We start from the raw sequence: 18,577 nt of genomic DNA, 5'->3' as shown, positions 1-18,577 counted from the left end.
GCGGTCACGGGCGGCCTCACGAGACCCCCAGCTCGTCGATCAGGTCCAGCACCTCGTCGAGGCTCGCGTCGCCGAGGTCGACCTCGGCCGGCCGCTCGCCCGGATCGGCGCGCCCGGCCCGCCAGCGGTCCAGCAGCCGCCGCAGCCGTGCCTCGATCTCGGCCGCCTCCCCGTTCGCGGACGCGGCGGCGGCGCCGAGACCGGCCTCGATCCGGTCCAGGTCCGCCAGCAGCGCACCGGCCGGGCCGGCCCCGCCGAGCAGACCGGTCAGGTGCCGGGCCACCTCGGCGACGGTCGGGTAGTCGAAGATCAGCGTGCTGGGCAGCGCCAGACCGGTCGCCGTGCCGAGCCGGTCACGGAACTCGACGCCGGTCAGCGAGTCGAAGCCGATCTGCACGAAGCCGTTGTCGACCTCGACCACGGTGGGGTCCGGGTGGCCGAGCACGGCGGCGGCGATCGCGCGTACCTCCGCGATCAGCGCCTCCTCGCGGTCCCCGGCCGGCACGGCGGACAGCCGGTCCCGGACCGGCGCCTCCACCCGCACCGCGGCGGCCGCTTCGGTGCGGTCCCGCCAGGCGCGGACCTCTGGCAGGTCCGCGATCAGCGGGCTGGGCCGGGCGGCGGTGAAGCCCGGCGCGAACCGGTCCCAGTCCACGTCCGCGACCACGACGGTGGCCTCGCCGTGGTCGACGGCGGCCCGCAGCGCGGTGACGGCGGCCTCCGGTTCCAGCGCACGCATGCCGCGCCGATGCAGTTGCCGCAGGTCGCCGGTCTCCCCCATGCCGCCGCCGTCCCAGAGTCCCCAGGCGACGGAGGTGGCGGCGAGCCCGAGCCGGCGCCGGTGCGCGGCCAGCCCGTCGAGGTAGGCGTTGGCCGACGCGTAGGCGGCCTGGTTCCCGCCGCCCCACACCGCCGCAGCGGACGAGAAGAGCACGAACGCGTCGAGATCGTCGGACGGGAACAGTTCGTGCAGGTTACGGGCGCCCTCCACCTTGGCCCGGGCGACGTCGGCGAGACCGGCCACGGTCAGCTCGTCCAGCGCACCGCGCCGGCCGTCCCCGGCCGCGTGCACGACCGCCCGGACCCGTTCACCCTTATCCGCGCAGTCACGCACCAGATCGGCGAGCGCGGCCCGGTCGGTGACGTCGCAGGCGGCCAGCGTCACCCGGGCGCCGGCGGCACGCAGGTCGGCGGCCAGGTCGGCGGCACCGGCGGCGGCCGGGCCCCGGCGGCTGACCAGCACCAGGTGCGCGGCGCCCTCGGCGGCGAGGCGGCGGGCGAGGTGGCCGCCGAGCGCGCCGGTGCCGCCGGTGACCAGCACCGTCCCACGCGGCCGCCACGGCCGGGCGGGCGACCGCTGCGGGAGCGGGGCACGGACCAGGCGCCGGGCGAGGACCCCGGACCGGATGGCCACCTGGTCCTCACCGCCGTCGGCCAGCAGCGGCGGGAGGGCGGCATACGCCTCCGACCCGGTTTCGGCCGGCAGGTCGATCAGCCCTCCCCATCGGGCCGGCAGTTCCAGGCCGGCGACGATGCCGAGACCCCAGACCGCGGCCTGGTCCGGGTCGGCCGGCGAATCCGCCGGGTGCACGTCGACCGCGCCCCGGGTCGCCACCCACAGCCGCCCGGCGATCCCGCTCTCCGTCAGCCCCTGGATCAAGCTCAGCGTGGCCGCGACGCCGCCCGGCCCGCCGGCGGCCGCCAGCAGGGACAGCACCCCGGCCGGTACGGCGCCGAGCCGGCTCGCGGCCGCGGCCAGCGCACCCGCGACACCGGCCCGGTCGAGCCGGTGGGCGTCGAGCCGGAGCACCTCGACCGTGGCGCCGGCGGCCCGGATGGCTCGCACGATGCCGTCCGACGGGTCATCCGGGCTGGTCACCACGATCCACCCGCCGAGCGGCCCGGCCGGGGCCGGCACGGAGACCGGCGTCCAGTCGACGCGGTACCGCCAGCCGTCCGCCGCGCTGAGTGCCCGGCTCTCCCGGCGAAGCGCGGAGAGGGCGGGGAGCGCGTCCCGCAGCGGCGTCGCCGGGTCGGCACCGAGTGCGGAGAGCGCGTCCAGGTCACCGGAATCGACGGCCGCCCAGAACCGGCCGTCGACCGGATCGCCGGCGGGCGTGGCCGTGGCCGGCGGCGGATCGAGCCAGTACCGCTGCCGCTCGAACGGGTAGGTGGGCAGGTCGACGCGGCGCCCACCGGCGAAGACCCGGTCCCACCCGGCCGGGACCCCGGCGACGTGCAGCCGGCCGAGCGCCTCGGCGAGCGACGCGGTCTCCGGCCGGTCCCGGCGCACGGCGGCGACGACGGTGACCGGCTCACCGGCGGGCAGGCAGTCCGGCGCCATCGCGGTGAGGGCCGCGTCCGGGCCGACCTCGAGAAACGTACGGATGCCGTGCTCGTGCAGGGTTCGCACGCCGTCGTGGAAACGCACCGGCTGACGCACCTGGCGTGCCCAGTAGGCGGCCGACCGGATCTCTTCGCCCGCGATCCGCCCGGTGATGTCGGACACCACCGGGATCGACGGCTCCGCGTAGGACAGAGTCGCCGCGATCGACTCGAACTCGGCCAGCATGCCGTCCAGGTGCGGCGAGTGGAACGCGTGGCTGACCGTGAGCCCCCGGGTCTTGTGCCCGCGCGCGGCGAACATGCCGGCGACGGCCGCCACCGCCGCACGGTCGCCGGAGATCACCGTCGACGCCGGGCCGTTGACCGCGGCGATCGCCACGTCCCCGCCCACCTCGTCCAGCACGGCCCGTACGTCCGCCTCCGCCGCCCTGATCGACTCCATCGCACCGCCGGCCGGCATGGCCTGCATCAGCCGGGACCGCCCGCAGACCAGCGCGCTCGCGTCGGCCAGGGTGAGCACTCCGGCCGCGTGCACGGCGGCGATCTCCCCGATCGAGTGGCCGAGCAGCAGGTCCGGCCGCACGTCCCAGCTCTCCAGCAGCCGGAAGAGCGCGATCTCGAAGGCGAAGAGCGCCGGCTGCGTGTACGCGGTCTCGTTCAGCAGCGCGGCCTGCTCGGTACCCGGCGCGGCGGCCATCAGCTCCCGCACCGGCCGGTCGGCGTACCCGTCCAGGTGCGTGCAGACCTCGTCGAGCGCCTCCGCGAAACGCGGGTACGCCGAGGCCAGTTCCGTACCCATCCCCGGACGCTGGCTGCCCTGGCCGGTGAAGAGGAACGCCAGCCGGCCGCCGTGCGCACGTCCACGGGCCAGGCCCGGCGCGGCCCGGCCGGCGGTGAGCGCATCCAGCCCGGCGAGCAGGTCGGCGCGGCGGGCACCGGCGAGCGCGGCCCGGTACGGATGCGCGGCCCGAGTCGTCGCCAGCGACAGCCCGATGTCGGTGACCGACCCGGACCCCGCCTCGACGGCCGCGCGCAGCCGCCCTGCCTGCGCGGCCAGCGCCGCCTCGGTCCGGGCGGAGAGCAGCCACGGCACCGGCCGGTCCGCGTCGGCGGCCGGCCCCGACTCGTCCGGTGCTGGGACGCCCTCCAGCACCACGTGCGCGTTCGTGCCGCTGATGCCGAACGACGACACCCCGGATCGGCGCGGCCGGCCGGCCTCGGGCCACGGCACCGCGTCGACCGCCGGAGCGACCGCCCCGGCCGTCCAGTCGATGTGCGGCGACGGCTCGTCGTCGACGTGCAGCGTGCGCGGGATCAGCCCGTGCCGCATGGCGAGCACCATCTTCATCACCCCGGCCGCGCCCGCCGCGGCGAGGGTGTGACCGATGTTCGACTTCACCGACCCGATCCAGAGCGGCTGGTCCGCCGGCCGGTCCTGTCCATACGTCGCGAGCAGCGCGTGCGCCTCGATCGGGTCGCCGAGCGTGGTGCCGGTGCCGTGCGCCTCCACGGCGTCCAGGTCCACCGTGGAGAGCCCGGCGTCGGCGAGCGCCTGCCGGATCACCTTCTGCTGCGCCGGCCCGCTGGGCGCGGTCAGCCCGTTGGACGCGCCGTCCTGGTTCACCGCGCTGCCCCGCACGACCGCGAGTACGGTGTGCCCGTTGCGCCGCGCGTCGGAGAGCCGTTCGAGGACGAACACGCCCGCGCCCTCCGCCATGCCGAAGCCGTCCGCCCGGGCGGAGAACGCCTTGCACCGGCCGTCGCGGGCCAGACCGCGCTGCCGGCTGAACGCCACGAACACCGCCGGGGTGGCCATCACGGTCACGCCGCCGGCCAGCGCGAGGTCACACTCGCCGCGCCGCAGTGCCTGTCCGGCCAGATGCAGCGCGACCAGCGACGACGAACAGGCGGTGTCGACGGTGACGGCCGGGCCTTCCAGGCCGAACGTGTAGGAGACGCGCCCGGAGATCACGCTCGCCCCGGTGCTGGTCGCGAGATAGCCCTCGTCCCCCTCCGGCACCTGCGCGGTGAGTGCCGCGTAGTCCTGTCCGCTGATGCCGGTGAACACGCCGGTCCGGCTACCGCGCAGCGTCCCGGGGTCGATGCCGGCGCGCTCGAACGCCTCCCAGGAGACCTCGAGCAGCAGCCGCTGCTGCGGGTCCATGACCGCGGCCTCGCGGGGCGCGATGCCGAAGAACGCCGGGTCGAACCCGGCCACGTCGCGGACGAAGCCGCCGTGCCGGGTGTAGCTGGTGCCGGTGTGCCCGGGGTCGGGATCGTAGAGCCCGCCGAGGTCCCAGCCCCGATCGGCGGGAAAGTCGCCGATCGCGTCGCCGCCCTCCTCCAGCAGCCGCCACAACGCCTCGGGACTGTCCACCCCGCCCGGGTAACGGCAGCTCATCGCCACGATCGCGATCGGCTCGTCGGTGGGGCGGGCGGCGGTCACCGGTACGGCCTCGGTGGTCTCCTCCGGCTCGCCGAACACGACCCAGCGCAGGTGCGCGGCGAGCGCCTCGACGGTCGGGTGGTCGAAGACCAGCGTGGCCGGCAGTGGGCTACCGACCGCTCGCTGTAGCCGGTTGCGCAGCTCCACGGCGGTCAGCGAGTCGAACCCGAGGTCCCGCAGCGCACGCCCGGTGTCGATCTCCGTGGCGCCGGCGTGGCCGAGCACTGCGGCCGCGTGGCCGGCGACCAGCGTGACGAGTTCACGCAGCCGGCCGGCGGCGTCCAGCCCGGCCAGGCGGCCGGCGAGCGGGCTCGCGTCGTCGGCGGCGGCCGGTCCGGCGAGCGCCGGGCGGGCACCGGACCGGACCAGGCCACGCAGGATCGCGGGCAGCGCTCCGGCATCCGCCTGTGCGCGCAGCGCGGCCCGGTCGAAGCGGACCGGCGCCAGCAGCGGCCGCCCGTCGGCAAGCGCGGCGTCCAGCAGGTCCAGGCCCTCGTCGGCGGTGAGCGCGGAGGTGCCGCGCCGGGCCAGCCGGCTGACGCCGTCGTCACCCAGCGTCGCGGTGAGCGCACTGCGCTGCTCCCACAGACCCCAGGCCAGTGAGGTGCCGGGCAGGCCGCGCTGCCTGCGGTGGTGTGCGAGCGCGTCGAGGAAGGCGTTCGCGGCCGCGTAGTTGCCCTGGCCGGGACCGCCGACCAGGCCGGCGGCCGAGGAGTAGACGACGAACGCGGCGAGGTCCCGGTCGCGGGTCAGCTCGTGTAGGTGCAGCGCCGCGTCGAGCTTCGGCCGCAGGACAGCGTCGATCCGGTCGTCGGTGAGCGCGGTGAGCACGCCGTCGTCGAGCGTCCCGGCGGTGTGGATCACGCCGGTGAGCGGATGCCGCGCCGGGATGCCGTCGAGCACCCCGGCCAGCGCGGCGCGGTCGGCGGCGTCGCAGGCGGCGACCGTGACCTCCGCGCCGAGGGCCGTCAGGTCCGCGACCAGCCGGTCCGCGCCGGGCGCCTCGGGCCCGCCCCGACTGATCAACAGCAGATGGCGTACCCCGTGCGTGGTCACCAGGTGCCGGGCCGCGAGCGCGCCGAGGGTGCCGGTACCGCCGGTCACCAGCACCGTGCCGTCCGGCGCGAACCGGGGCGGGACGGCATCGGCGGCCACCGTGGCCGGCGCCAGCCGGGGTGCCCGCAGCACGCCCGCGCGTACGGCCGTCTGCGCCTCGCCGGAGGTGATCGCGGCCGGCAGGGCGGCGGCTGCGGACGGTTCGTCGTCGAGGTCGACCAGGACGAACCGGCCGGGATGCTCGGACTGCGCGGACCGGAGCAGGCCCCAGAGCGGCGCGTTGACCAGGTCGGTCACGTCGTCTGGTCCGGCGGCGACCGCGCCGCGGGTGACGACCGCGAGCCGGGTCCCGGTCAGGCGCGGGTCGGCCAGCCATTCCCGCAGCAGCCGTGCGGTGTCCCGGACCGCCCTGTGCGCCGATTCGAGGACGTCTCCGGCGACCGGCAGGCACGGCAGGACCGCCACCTCCGGCATCTCGCGGTACGCGGCGAGCGCTGCGACGTCCGGCACCACGGTCACCGGTACGCCCGCCGCCCGCAGCGCTGCGGCAAGGTCGCCGTCCGCGCCGAGCAGCGCCAATCGTCCGCGCAGCCCCGGCCCGGTGGCGACGGCGGGCCAGGCGACGTGGAACAGCGCGCCGGTCACCGAGGTACCGCCGGCCGGCCGCTCCCCGGCGTGACCGTCTCGGCGGAGGCGACCTGCCGGCCGGCCGGATCGGTGAAGGTGACCCGGAAGCCGTCGTCGACCGGGGTGAACCGGGCGCGCAGCGTGGCGGCACCGGTCGCGTGGACCTGGAGGCCGCGCCACCGTACGGCCGGCGCGCCAGGCGCGACCGCGCTCAGGGCGGCGGCGGTCAACAGCGGATGCAGACCGAGGCGCGCGATCTCGCCGCGTGCCTCCTCGGGGAGCGTGACCTCGGCGAAGACCTCACCGTCCCGGATCCAGGCGGCGGCGAGCGACGGATCGGCGGTGAGCGACGGGTCGGCACCGTCGTCGTCCAGCGCCAGCGGGGATGCGCCGGCGGGCGGCCAGGGGCCGCTGTCAGTGCCGGCCGGTTCCGGTGCGGCGCCGGTGAGGGTGCCGGTGGCGTGCCGGGTCCAGTTGGGATCGCCGGGCAGCCGGGAGTGGACGCCGAGCGGCCGGTGACCGCGCTCGTCGGGTGCGCCCACCGTCACTTGCAGGTCGAGCGCACCGGTTCCGGGCAGTACCGGCATGCTCTCGACGGTCAACGTGTCGAGCCGGACGGCTCCGGCGCGGGCGCCCGCCTCGGCCGCGAGTTCCGGCAGGGCAGCGGCAAGCACCGCAGGCGTAGCGAGCCAGGGGTGGGTGTACGCGGAGACGCGGCCGGTCAGGACGAGTCCGTCGGTGCCGGCGAGTTCGACGACGGCGCCGAGCAGTGGATGACCGGCGTCCGTCAGGCCGAGCCCGGTGGGGTCGCCGGAACTCGGGCGCGGGTTCACCCAGTAGCGGGCGCGCTGGAAGGCGTAGGTCGGCAGGTCCACCAGTTGCGGGTTGTTCCCGAATGCCGGGGTGAAGTCGACCGGCAGGCCACGTGTCCACGCCTCACCAAGACTCAGATACAGCCGTTGCAGACCACCCTCATCCCGACGCAACGTCCCCACAACAACCGCCGCACCCTCGACCGTGTCCTCGATCGCAGTCGTCAACACCGGATGCGCCGACACCTCCACAAACCCGTCCACCCCATCAGCCACCAACACCTGCACGGCAGCCGCGAAACCGACTGGTTGACGCAGATTCCGATACCAGTAGTCCGCGTCAACCACCGACTCGAACCGGCCGGTGACGGTGGAGAAGAACGGAACACCACCTACCGTTGGGACGATCCCGGCCAGGGCGGCGCGCAGGTCCGTCTCGATCGTCTCCACGTCGACCGAATGGGAGGCGTAATCCACCGCGATCCGCCGGGCACGAACCCCCGCCTGCTCACACCGGGCCAGCAGAGCATCCAACAACCGGTCATCACCAGCCACGACCAGGCTCGACGGGCCATTCACCGCCGCCACCGACAACCCGACCAACCACGACTCCACCTCCTCGCGGGAAGCCGAGACCGACACCATCCCACCCCTGCCGGCCAGCTTCGACGCCACCAACGCCGAACGAGACGCGACTATCCGGGCACCGTCATCCAAAGACAGCAGACCCGCCACACACGCGGCGGCGACCTCACCCTGCGAATGACCCACCACCACCGACGGCTTCACACCAAACGACGACCACACCTCCGCCAGCGACACCATCACCGCCCACAACACCGGCTGCACCACATCAACCCGCCCCAACGCCACCTCGTCGTCGACCACCTCAGACAACCGCCAGTCCACAAACGGCGCCAACGCACGCTCACACTCGGCGAAACGGTCACGGAACACCGCAGACTGCGCCCGCAACTCCGACGCCATACCCACCCACTGCGAACCCTGACCCGGAAACACCAGAGCGACCCGACGCACCGCGCGGGTCGCGACGCCGTCGGCGGCACCGACCGGCACGTCGCCGCCGGCCAGTCCGGTGAGTCCGGCGCGGAGTCCGGTGGCGTCTGCGGCGACCACGACGGCGCGGTGGTCGAGGGCGGCGCGGGCGGTGGCGAGCGTGTGGGCGGTACCCGCCAGGTCGGCGGGGAGGCCGTCGTGGAGGCGGGCGGCTTGACCGCGCAGCGCGTCGGCGGTGCGCGCGGAGAGAACGAACGGCAGGAGCGGGGGCGCCGGGACCGGCTGCGTCTCCGGCTGCACGGGCGCCTGTTCGAGGATGACGTGGGCATTGGTGCCACTGACGCCGAACGCGGAGACGCCGGCCCGCCGGGGCCGGCCGTCGCGCGGCCAGTCGCGCGGCTCGGTCAGCAGTGCGACCTGCCCGGCAGTCCAGTCGACGTGTGGCGACGGCTCGTCAGCGTGCAGTGTGCGGGGCAGCCGCTCGTGCCGCATCGCCTGCACCATCTTGATCACACCGGCCATGCCGGCGGCAGCCTGGGTGTGACCGATGTTCGACTTCACCGAGCCGAGCCACACCGGACCGGCCGCGTCCCGGTCCTGGCCGTACGTGGCCAGCAGCGCCTGCGCCTCGATCGGATCACCCAACGTCGTGCCGGTGCCGTGCGCCTCGACGGCGTCGATGTCGGTGGTGGACAGGCCGGCACTTGCCAGCGCCGCTCGGATCACCCGCTCCTGGGAGGGCCCGTTCGGCGCCGTCAGGCCGTTGGACGCGCCGTCCTGGTTCACCGCGCTGCCGCGTACCAGGGCAAGGATCTTGTGGTTGTTACGGCGTGCGTCGGAGAGCCGTTCGAGCAGCAGCATGCCGACGCCCTCGGACATGCCGAACCCGTCCGCCGAGGCGGAGAACGCCTTGCAGCGGCCGTCCTCGGAGAGGCCACGCTGCCGGGAGAACGCGATGAGCCCGTCCGGTGTGGTCATGATCGAGGCGGCGCCCGCGAGGGCCATCGTGCACTCGCCCTGCCGCAGCGCCTGCGCGGCCAGATGCAACGCCACCAGCGACGACGAGCACGCCGTGTCCACCGTGATCGCCGGACCCTCCAGACCGAACGTGTAGGAGATCCGGCCGGACACGACGCTGGCGGCGTTACCGGTCACGGCATAGCCCTCCAGCCCGTCCGGGGGCGGGGAGAACAGCGCCGCGTAGTCCTGGCCGTGGGTACCGACGAAGACCCCGATCCGGCGTCCACGCAGCCCGGCGGGGTCGAGCCCGGCCCGCTCGAACGTCTGCCAGGTGGTCTCCAGCAGCAGCCGCTGCTGCGGGTCCATCGCGGTGGCCTCGCGGGGCGAGATGCCGAACAGCGCCGCGTCGAAGTCCGCGACGCCGGAGAGGAAGCCACCACCACGGACGTAGAAGGTCCCGGGATGGTCCGGGTCCGGGTCGTAGAGCGCTGCGACGTCCCAGCCACGGTCGCCGGGCAGCGCCGAGATCGTTTCACCGCCGTCGTCGAGCAGCCGCCACAGCGCCTCCGGCGAGTCCACGTCTCCGGGAAAGCGGCAGCTCATGGCGACGATGGCGATCGGCTCGTCGGCGGGTACGGCAGGCTCCGGGTCCACCGCCCCGGCGCCGGTCGCGCCGCCGGACAGCTCCGCCGCGAGGAACGCGGTCAGGCCGTTCACGGTCGGGTAGTTGAAGACCAGGGTGGGGGGCAGCCGCAGACCGGTCGGGGTCGCCAGACGATTGCGCAGCTCGACTGCGGTCAGCGAGTCGAACCCCAGTTCCTTGAAGGTCCGGTCGGGGTCGAGGGTCTCCGCCGTCGCGTGGCCGAGGACAGCGGCGGTGCTGCTCAGGACGAGGTCGCGCAGAGCCCGCTCGCGGTCGGCCGCGGCCAGGCCGGAGAACCGGTCCGGAGCCGGCCGGGCGTCGGGATCGGCCGCGATCCGGCGTCGGGCCGGCGTGTGCACGAGGTCCCGCAGGATCGCCGGTACGGGTGCGTCCGCGCGGCCCAGCCCCGCCAGCTCCAGCCGGGCCGGGACCAGCGCCGGTACGCCGGCCGTCAGCGCCGCGTCGAGGAGCGCGAGACCGTCCTCGCTCGACAGGGCCGCCGTACCGCTCCGAGCCATCCGCCGCAGGTCGGACTCGCCGAGCCGGCCGCCCATGCCACCGCTCTCCGCCCACAGCCCCCAGGCCAGGGACGTCGCGGGCCGGCCGGCGTCGCGCAGCCGCTCGGCGAGGGCGTCCAGGTAGGCGTTGGCGGCGGCGTAGTTGCCCTGCCCCGGCGCCCCGAACGTGGTCGCGGCCGACGAGAAGAGCACGAACGCCGCCAGGTCCTGGTCGCGGGTCAGCTCGTCCAGGTACCTCGCGCCGTCCGCCTTGGGCCGCAGCACCGCGTCGACCGACTCCGGGCTGAGCGAACCGATCAGGCCGTCCGCGACGACCCCGGCCGTGTGGATCACGGCGGTCAGCGGGTGCGCCGCAGGCACCTCGGCGAGCAGCCGGGCGACGGCCGTCCGGTCGCCCAGGTCGCAGGTCGCACCGGTCACCGACGCGCCGAGCGCCGCCAGGTCCGCCAGCAGCCCGGCGTCCGCGCCGGACCGGCTGACCAGCAGCAGGTGCCGCACGCCGTGCGCGGTGACGAGGTGCCGGGCCACCAGCCGGCCGAGGCCGCCGGTCGCCCCGGTGACCAGTACGGTGCCGTCCGGGTCGAGAGGAGCCGATCCGGTGCCGGCGGGCGCCCGGCGCAACCGCGCCGCGAACGACCGGCCGGATCGGATCGCCACCTGCGGTTCGCCGGCGGTCAGGACCGAGCCGAGCACGCGTGCGGAGTCCGGGTCCGGGCCCAGGTCGGCCAGCACGATCCGGCCCGGATGCTCGGACTGGGCGGAACGGACCAGTCCCCACAGCGCGGCGTGCACCGGGTCGGGGGCGGGCTCGTCCGGCTGGACACGGACCGCGCCCCGGGTGAGCACCAGCAACCGCGCGTCGTCGCTCTCCGCGCCGGACAGCCAGGAGCGCAGCAACTCCAGCGTCCCGGTGAGCGCGGTACGCAGGTCTGCGCCGTCGTCGCCGGTGCGGGGAAAGGACAGGGGTGCGACGGTGACCGTGTCCGCTCCCCCGGACGTCGGTACGGGCAGGGCGGCGGTGAGACCGGCCGGGTCGGTGCCGGCCAACGTCCAGCGCAACGGTCCGGGCTGTGCCGGCATCGGCAGCCAGTCGACCCGGTAGAGCGCGCCGGCAGGGCCTCGGCGGGCGGCGCGGAGGTCGTCCGCCGAGGCCGGGCGAACGGCGATCGTCTCGGCGGTGAGGACGGGCCGGCCTGTGGCGTCGGTGGCCGAGAGCGCGACGCTGCCGGGGCCGGCCGGTGACAGCCGGACTCGCAGCGCGGTGGCGCCGGCGGCGTGCAGGCGGGCGCCGGTCCAGGCGAAGGCGAGCCGGCCGCCGCCGGTCGCACCGGGCAGCAGCGCCATCGGGTGCAGGGCGGCGTCGAGCAGGGCGGGGTGCAGGCCGTAGCCGGGCGCGTCGGCGCGCTCCGGGCCGGGGAGGGTCACCTCGGCATGTACGTCGTCGCCGAGGCGCCAGGCGCGGTGCAGCCCGTGGAAGGCAGGGCCGTACCCGAACCCGTCGGCGGCGATCCGGTCGTAGAACCCGGTCAGGTCCACGGGTACGGCGCCGGCCGGCGGCCAGGGCCCGGCGTCGTCCGTGGGTGTCGCCACGGGACCGGTGGTGAGCGTGCCGGCGGCGTGCCGAGTCCAGGCGGGATCGGTGGCGAGCCGTGAGTGGACGGTCACCGGCCGGTCACCCCGGTTGCCGGGCGGACCGACGGTGACCTGCACGTCGACCAGTTCGTCGGCGGGCAGGATCAGCGGTGTCTCGAACGTCAGCTCGTCGAGCAGGTCGCAGCCGACGTGGTCACCGGCCCGGATAGCCAGCTCGACGAAGCCGGTCCCGGGCAGCAGGACGGAGCCGAGTACGGTGTGGTCGGCGAGCCAGGGGTGGGTGTGCAGGCCGATCCTGCCGGTCAGCACCACACCGTCACCATCGGCCAGCGGGACGGCGGCGCCGAGCAGCGGGTGCCCGGCGGCGGTCAGGCCCAGCGTCGCCGGATCGCCGCCGTGCGTCGGTGTGGGATCGAGCCAGAAACGCTCTCGTTGGAAGGCGTAGGTCGGCAGGTCCACCAGTTGCGGGTTGTTCCCGAATGCCGGGGTGAAGTCGACCGGCAGGCCGCGGGTCCACGCCTCACCAAGACTCAGATACAGCCGTTGCAGACCACCCTCATCCCGACGCAACGTCCCAACAACAAGGGCGGCGTCTTCGACGGTGTCCTCGATCGCGGTGGTCAACACCGGATGCGCGGACACTTCCACGAATGCGTCCACGCCATCGGCCACCAACGCCTGCACGGCAGCCGCGAAACCTACTGGTTGACGCAGATTCCGGTACCAGTAGTCCGCGTCGACGACGGTTTCGAACTGGCCGGTGACGGTGGAGAAGAACGGAACACCACCTACCGTTGGGACGATCCCGGCCAGGGCGGCGCGCAGGTCTGTTTCGATCGTCTCCACGTCGACCGAATGGGAGGCGTAGTCCACCGCGATCCGCCGGGCACGAACCCCCGCCTCCTCGCAACGGCTGAGGAGAGCGTCCAGCAGCCGGTCGTCGCCGGCCACGACCAGGCTCGACGGGCCGTTCACCGCTGCCACCGACAGTCCGACCAGCCACGACTCCACCTCCTCGCGGGAAGCCGAGACCGACACCATCCCACCCCTGCCGGCCAGCTTCGACGCCACCAACGCCGAACGAGACGCGACTATCCGGGCACCGTCATCCAAAGACAGCAGACCCGCCACACACGCGGCGGCGACCTCACCCTGCGAATGACCCACCACCACCGACGGCTTCACACCAAACGACGACCACACCTCCGCCAGCGAGACCATCACCGCCCACAACACTGGTTGCACCACATCAACCCGCGCCAACGCGGTCTCGTCGTCGATCACCTCGGACAGCCGCCAGTCGACGAACGGCGTCAGGGCACGTTCACACTCGGCGAAACGGTCACGGAACACCGGAGACTGTGCCCGCAACTCCGACGCCATACCCACCCACTGCGAACCCTGACCCGGAAACACAAAAGCGACCCGAGACGCCTCCCCCACAGCAACACCCTCAACCACACCCGCACCCGGCTCCCCCACCGCAAGCGCGCCCAGCGCGGCACGCAACACGGTCGGATCGGCAGTCACCGCGACCGCCCGCCGCTCCAACGCCGCCCGGGCGTTGAACAGGGAGTGGGCGGTGCCGGACAGGTCATCGGGGAGCGCGTCACTCAGCCGGGCCGCCTGCGCGCGCAGCGCCTCCGGCGATCGGCCGGAAAGCACGAACGGCAGCACCGTCGGCGGCAACTGCGCGGGCGCCGGGTCGGCGGCGGGCACCGCTTCGAGGATGACGTGCGCGTTCGTGCCACTCACGCCGAACGAGGACACCGCCGCCCGACGCGGCCGGTCCGCCGCCTCGGGCCAGTCGCGGGCCTCGGTCAGCAGTGCCACCGCGCCGGCCGCCCAGTCCACCTTGGACGACGGCTGGTCCACATGCAGCGTGCGGGGCAGCACCCCGTGCCGCATCGCCTGCACCATCTTGATCACACCGGCCACACCGGCCGCAGCCTGCGTATGACCGATGTTCGACTTCAGCGACCCCAGCCAGAGCGGGCCCGCCTCGCCACGCTGCTGACCGTACGTGGCCAGCAACGCCTGCGCCTCGATCGGATCGCCCAACGTCGTGCCGGTACCGTGCGCCTCGACCGCGTCCACGTCCGCAGTGGACAAGCCGGCATTTGCCAGGGCGGCTCGGATCACCCGCTGCTGTGAGGGGCCGTTCGGCGCTGTCAGGCCGTTGGAGGCGCCGTCCTGGTTGACCGCGCTGCCGCGTACCAAGGCAAGGATCTTGTGGTTGTTGCGGCGTGCGTCGGAGAGGCGCTCCAGCAGTAGTAGTGCCACGCCTTCGCCCCAGCCGGTGCCGTCCGCCGCGTCCGCGAACGACTTGCACCGCCCGTCCGGAGCCAGCCCACGCTGCCGGGAGAACTCGACGAAGACGGCGGGGGTTGCCATCACGGCCACGCCGCCGGCCAGCGCGAGCGTGCACTCGCCCTGCCGGAGGGACTGGGCGGCCAGGTGCAGCGCGACCAGTGAGGAGGAACAGGCGGTGTCGATGGTGACGGCGGGGCCTTCGAAGCCGAGGGTGTAGGCGACCCGGCCGGACGCGACACTTCCCGCGGCTCCGGTGCCCCGGTAACCCTCGATCCCCTCCGGAAGCTCCCCGGCACCGGTGCCGTAGTCGTGGAACATGACGCCTGCGAAGACGCCGGTACGGCTGCCGCGCAGGGTGGTGACGTCCAGGCCGGCGTGCTCGACGGCCTCCCACGACGCTTCCAGCAGCAGCCGTTGCTGTGGGTCCATGGCCAGCGCCTCACGTGGCGAGATGCCGAAGAAGGCCGCGTCGAAGCCGGCGACGTCGTCCAGGAAACCGCCGCGCGAGGCGTAGGAGGTGCCGGGATGGTCCGGATCGGGGTGGAAGAGCCCGCCGAGGTCCCAGCCGCGATCGGACGGGAAGTCACCGGTCGCGTCCCGGCCGTCGGCGAGAAGCCGCCAGAGCGCGTCCGGCGACGTGACGCCGCCCGGCAGCCGGCAGCTCATGCCCACGATCGCGATCGGCTCGTCAGTGCGGTCCGGCCGCTCGTCCTCGGCTGCGGGCCGTACGGCTGCGGGCCGCTCGTCGCCGTCGAACCGGAGCCGGATCTCCTCGGCCAGCACCGCGGACGTCGGATGGTCGAAGGCGGCGGTCGCCGGGAGCGCGACGCCGGTCGCGGCGCTCAACCGGACGCACAGGAGTACCGCGGTCCGCGAGTCCAGGCCGAGCGCTTTGAAGGGCACGTCGGTGCCGACCGAGGAGGCGCCCGGCAGCCCGGCCACCGCGGCGGCCTCCGCGCGCACCAGAGCGGTCAGGATCCGCCGCCGGTCGTCCGGCGACGACCGGCGCAGGCGTGCCCGCAGGGCGGCGTCGTCGGTCGCCGCCCGTGGCTGCGGCCGCAGCTCACGCAGCAGTGCTGCGGTGGGGTCCCGGTCGATCAGCGCGTCGGCTTCCTCGGCGACCAGCACCGGCGTGCCGTCCGCGAGGGCGGCGTCGAACCGGTCGAGGAAGGCGCGGCCGGAATCGCCCGGCCGACGCATCACCGCGAGCCCGGGGTGGCCCTGTGCCCGGCGATGCCGCGCGAGTACGCCGAGCAGCCCGGCGGAGGCGGCGAGGTGGGCGTCGGGCTCGCCCAGGGCCGCGTCGAAGCCGGAGACGAGCACGAACGCGGCCAGCGGCAGGGTACGGGTGAGCTGGTGCAGCGCCAGCGCGGCGGTGTGCGCGTCGTCTCCAGGCGGCACGGCGGAGACGACGATGCTCAGTGGACGTCCGGCCGGCAGCGCCGCGAGGACGCTGGTTAGCGCGTCCGGGCCGGTCGGGTCGTCCCGGGTGACCGTGCTGGTGGCGTCGAGCGTGGCGAGTGCGGTGCCGAGCGCCTCCGTCACCGCCGGTTCGGCGTCGAGGTCGACGACGGTTACGTGCCGGATGCCGTAGGCGCCCGCGAGGTGCCGGGCCAGTACGCCGGCCTCACCGGCGGCCGGTCCGACGATCAGGGCGGTGCCGTCCGGGCCGGACTCGACCACGTCGTGGACATGTCGCAGACGGTCCCGCTCGGCACGCGGTTCTCGATCGCGGAACTCGGACGACTGCGGCGCAGCGGGGGCCTCAGACGGCTGCGGCGCTCCGGGGACCTCAGACGACTGCGACGCACCGGGGGCCTCGGATGACTGCCGCGCACCGGGGGGCCCAGACGACTCCGGTGCGCCGGGGGCACGGTGCAGGCGTGGTGCCAGCAGTTGCCCGTCGCGGACGGCGAGCCGCGGCTCCCCGGTGGCGGCGCAGGCGGCGAAGAGCGCGGCGGTCGGCGGTGTGTCGTCGAGGTCGATCAGGACCGGCCCGCCGTCCGGGACGGCGGACCAGGTGAGCGCCGGCATCAGTCCCGCGACGTCGTCGCCGGGGGCGGCGAAGACCGCGCGCCGGGTGACCACGGCCGGGCGGGCGGCGGAGAGCGGGCCGTCCACCGGCCACGACGCGGCGAAGCCGGTGGCCCAGGCAGCCGCAGCGGGCACCGCACCGGCGAAGTCGCCGCGGCCGACGGTGTCGGTCAGCAGCGGCGCGAGCACGAGGTCCGGGGCCGGCGTCCCGCCGTCGACCGCCGCGCGCAGCGCCGCCAGGTCCGGATATGAGACGGCGCCGTCGATCGACGCGGGTACGCCGTCGACGGACCAGGTGCCGAGCACGGCCACCCGGATCGGCGCGGCCGGTCGCGGCTCGGGCACCGGTGACCAGTCGGACCGCAACAGCGCCGGGTGGCCGGCGGTCCGGACGGCGAGCAGCCGTGCGGGCCGCTCGCGCAGCAGGTGACGCCGGATCTTCCCGGATCCGGTGCGGGGTACGGCCGCCGTCCGGTAGATCCGCTCCGGCACCTTCGCCGGCGCCAGCGCGTCCCGGGCGGCGGCGAGCAGTGCGGCCGGGCTCGGGTCCGCGTCCGGCGCGGCGACCACGTACGCCACCGGCACCTCACCGAGCACCGGGTCCGGCTCGCCGGCGACGGCGACGTCTACGACGCCGTCGACGCCGCGCAGCGCCTCCTCGATCTCCGCCGGGTGGATGTTCTCGCCGGCCCGGATGATCAGCTCCTTGAGCCGGCCGGTGATCGTGAGGTACCCGTCGTCGTCGCGGCGGGCCAGGTCGCCGGTCCGGTACCAGCCGTCCGGCAGCGCCGCGGCGGTTTCGGCGGGCCGCTCGTGGTAGCCGATCATCAGGCTCGGGCCGCTGACCCAGACCTCGCCCTCGGCGCCGTCGGGGACGTCGTGCCCGGTCTCCGCGTCGACCAGGCGCAGCGAGAGCCCGGGTACGGCCGGGCCGCAGGAGCCGGGGACGTACCGGCCGCCGGGCCGGTTCATGGTGATCGCGCCGCAGGTCTCCGTGCTGCCGTAGCTGTCGACCAGCGACACGCCGAGCACCCGGCCGACCTCGTCACGCAGCGCCGCCGAGGCCACCGCGCCGGTGCAGAGCGCGGCGCGCAGCCGCAGCTCCGGCCCGCCCCGCTCGCTCTGCCCGCCCCGTTCAACCTGCCCGCTCTGCCCGCCCCGTTCAACCTGCTCGCTCTGCTCGACCTGCTCGCTCTGCCTGACCTGCTCGCTCTGCCTGACCTGCTCGCTCTGCCTGACCTGCTCGCTCTGCTCGCCGACCTTGCGCAGCAGGTGGTGGTACATGGTCGGCACACCGACGAGCATCGTGTAGGGGCGGGCGCGCAGCTCGGCGAGTACTTCGCCGGCCTCGAAGCCGTCCATGATCCGGGCGGTGGCGCCGGTGGCGGTCACGCCGAGCACGCAGAGGATGTGCGCCAGGCTGTGGAACATCGGCAGCGGCCAGAGCAGCTCGTCGTCGGCGGACAGGCCGAGGATCGGGGCATAGCAGGAGGCGACCGACCACAGGCACGACCGCTGTGTGGAGAGCACGCCCTTGGGCAGGCCGGTGGTGCCGGAGGTGTAGAGCATCCAGGAGACGTCGTCCAGGCCGAGGCTGTCCGGCGCGGGAACCGGCGGGACGGTCTCCGCCCACTCCTCGAACGAGAAGTCGCCGCCGTCGCCGTCCCCGGTCACCACGAGCAGGACGCCGGGCGGGCAGACCCGGCGGGCCTGCGCGGCATGCGGCCGGTCGGTCACCACGACGCGTGCCCCGCTGTCGCGCAGCACGTGCGTCAGCTCGGCGTCGGCGGACCTCGGATCGACCGGTACGCCCACGCCCGCCGCCCGGGTGACCGCGAGGTACGCCTCGACCACCTCGACGCCGTTGTTGAGCAGCAGCACCACCCGGTCCCCGGACCCGAGCACCCCGGCGAGATGTCCCGCCAGCCGGCCGGTCCGCCGGTACAGGCCGGCATAGGTCACCGCGCGCCGGGCGTCGTGGAAGGCGATCTTGGCGCCGTACCGCTCGGCCTGGGCCGCGAGCAGCTCGGGAAGGGGCCGGATCAGCTCGGAACGCTGCATGTCACCGTCTCCTCGACCATGGCGGGTGTGACGGGCGCCCGGCCCGTACGTCGCCGGTGCGTTTCACCGATGTCGCCGGGATGTCACAGACCCGTCCACGCTCGGCGGAATTGCGCGCGGAACACCCCGTTCTGCGCCGAACGCTATTGAC

2 protein-coding genes are annotated in these 18,577 nt (G+C 74.7%); both read right to left on the bottom strand.

The annotated features are described in order from the left end of the window. Nucleotides 1–16: 16 nt before the first annotated feature. Nucleotides 17–6,493, bottom strand: coding sequence for a type I polyketide synthase (locus ACQPYA_RS12410; protein WP_433532741.1), 6,477 nt, complete (start codon nt 6,491–6,493; stop codon nt 17–19). After that, nucleotides 6,490–18,426 carry an SDR family NAD(P)-dependent oxidoreductase gene (locus ACQPYA_RS12405; protein WP_433532740.1) on the bottom strand — a complete coding sequence of 3,979 codons (11,937 nt, stop codon included), beginning with the start codon at nt 18,424–18,426 and terminating at the stop codon, nt 6,490–6,492. The genes ACQPYA_RS12410 and ACQPYA_RS12405 overlap by 4 nt, the downstream gene beginning before the upstream one ends. Between the last annotated feature and the right edge of the window lie 151 nt (nt 18,427–18,577).

It is taken from the genome of Micromonospora sp. CA-263727, from assembly GCF_050942455.1.
Classification (GTDB): domain Bacteria; phylum Actinomycetota; class Actinomycetes; order Mycobacteriales; family Micromonosporaceae; genus Micromonospora.
The sequence above is the reverse complement of the archived record's forward strand: the minus strand, read 5'-3'. Positions and strand labels throughout refer to the sequence as shown.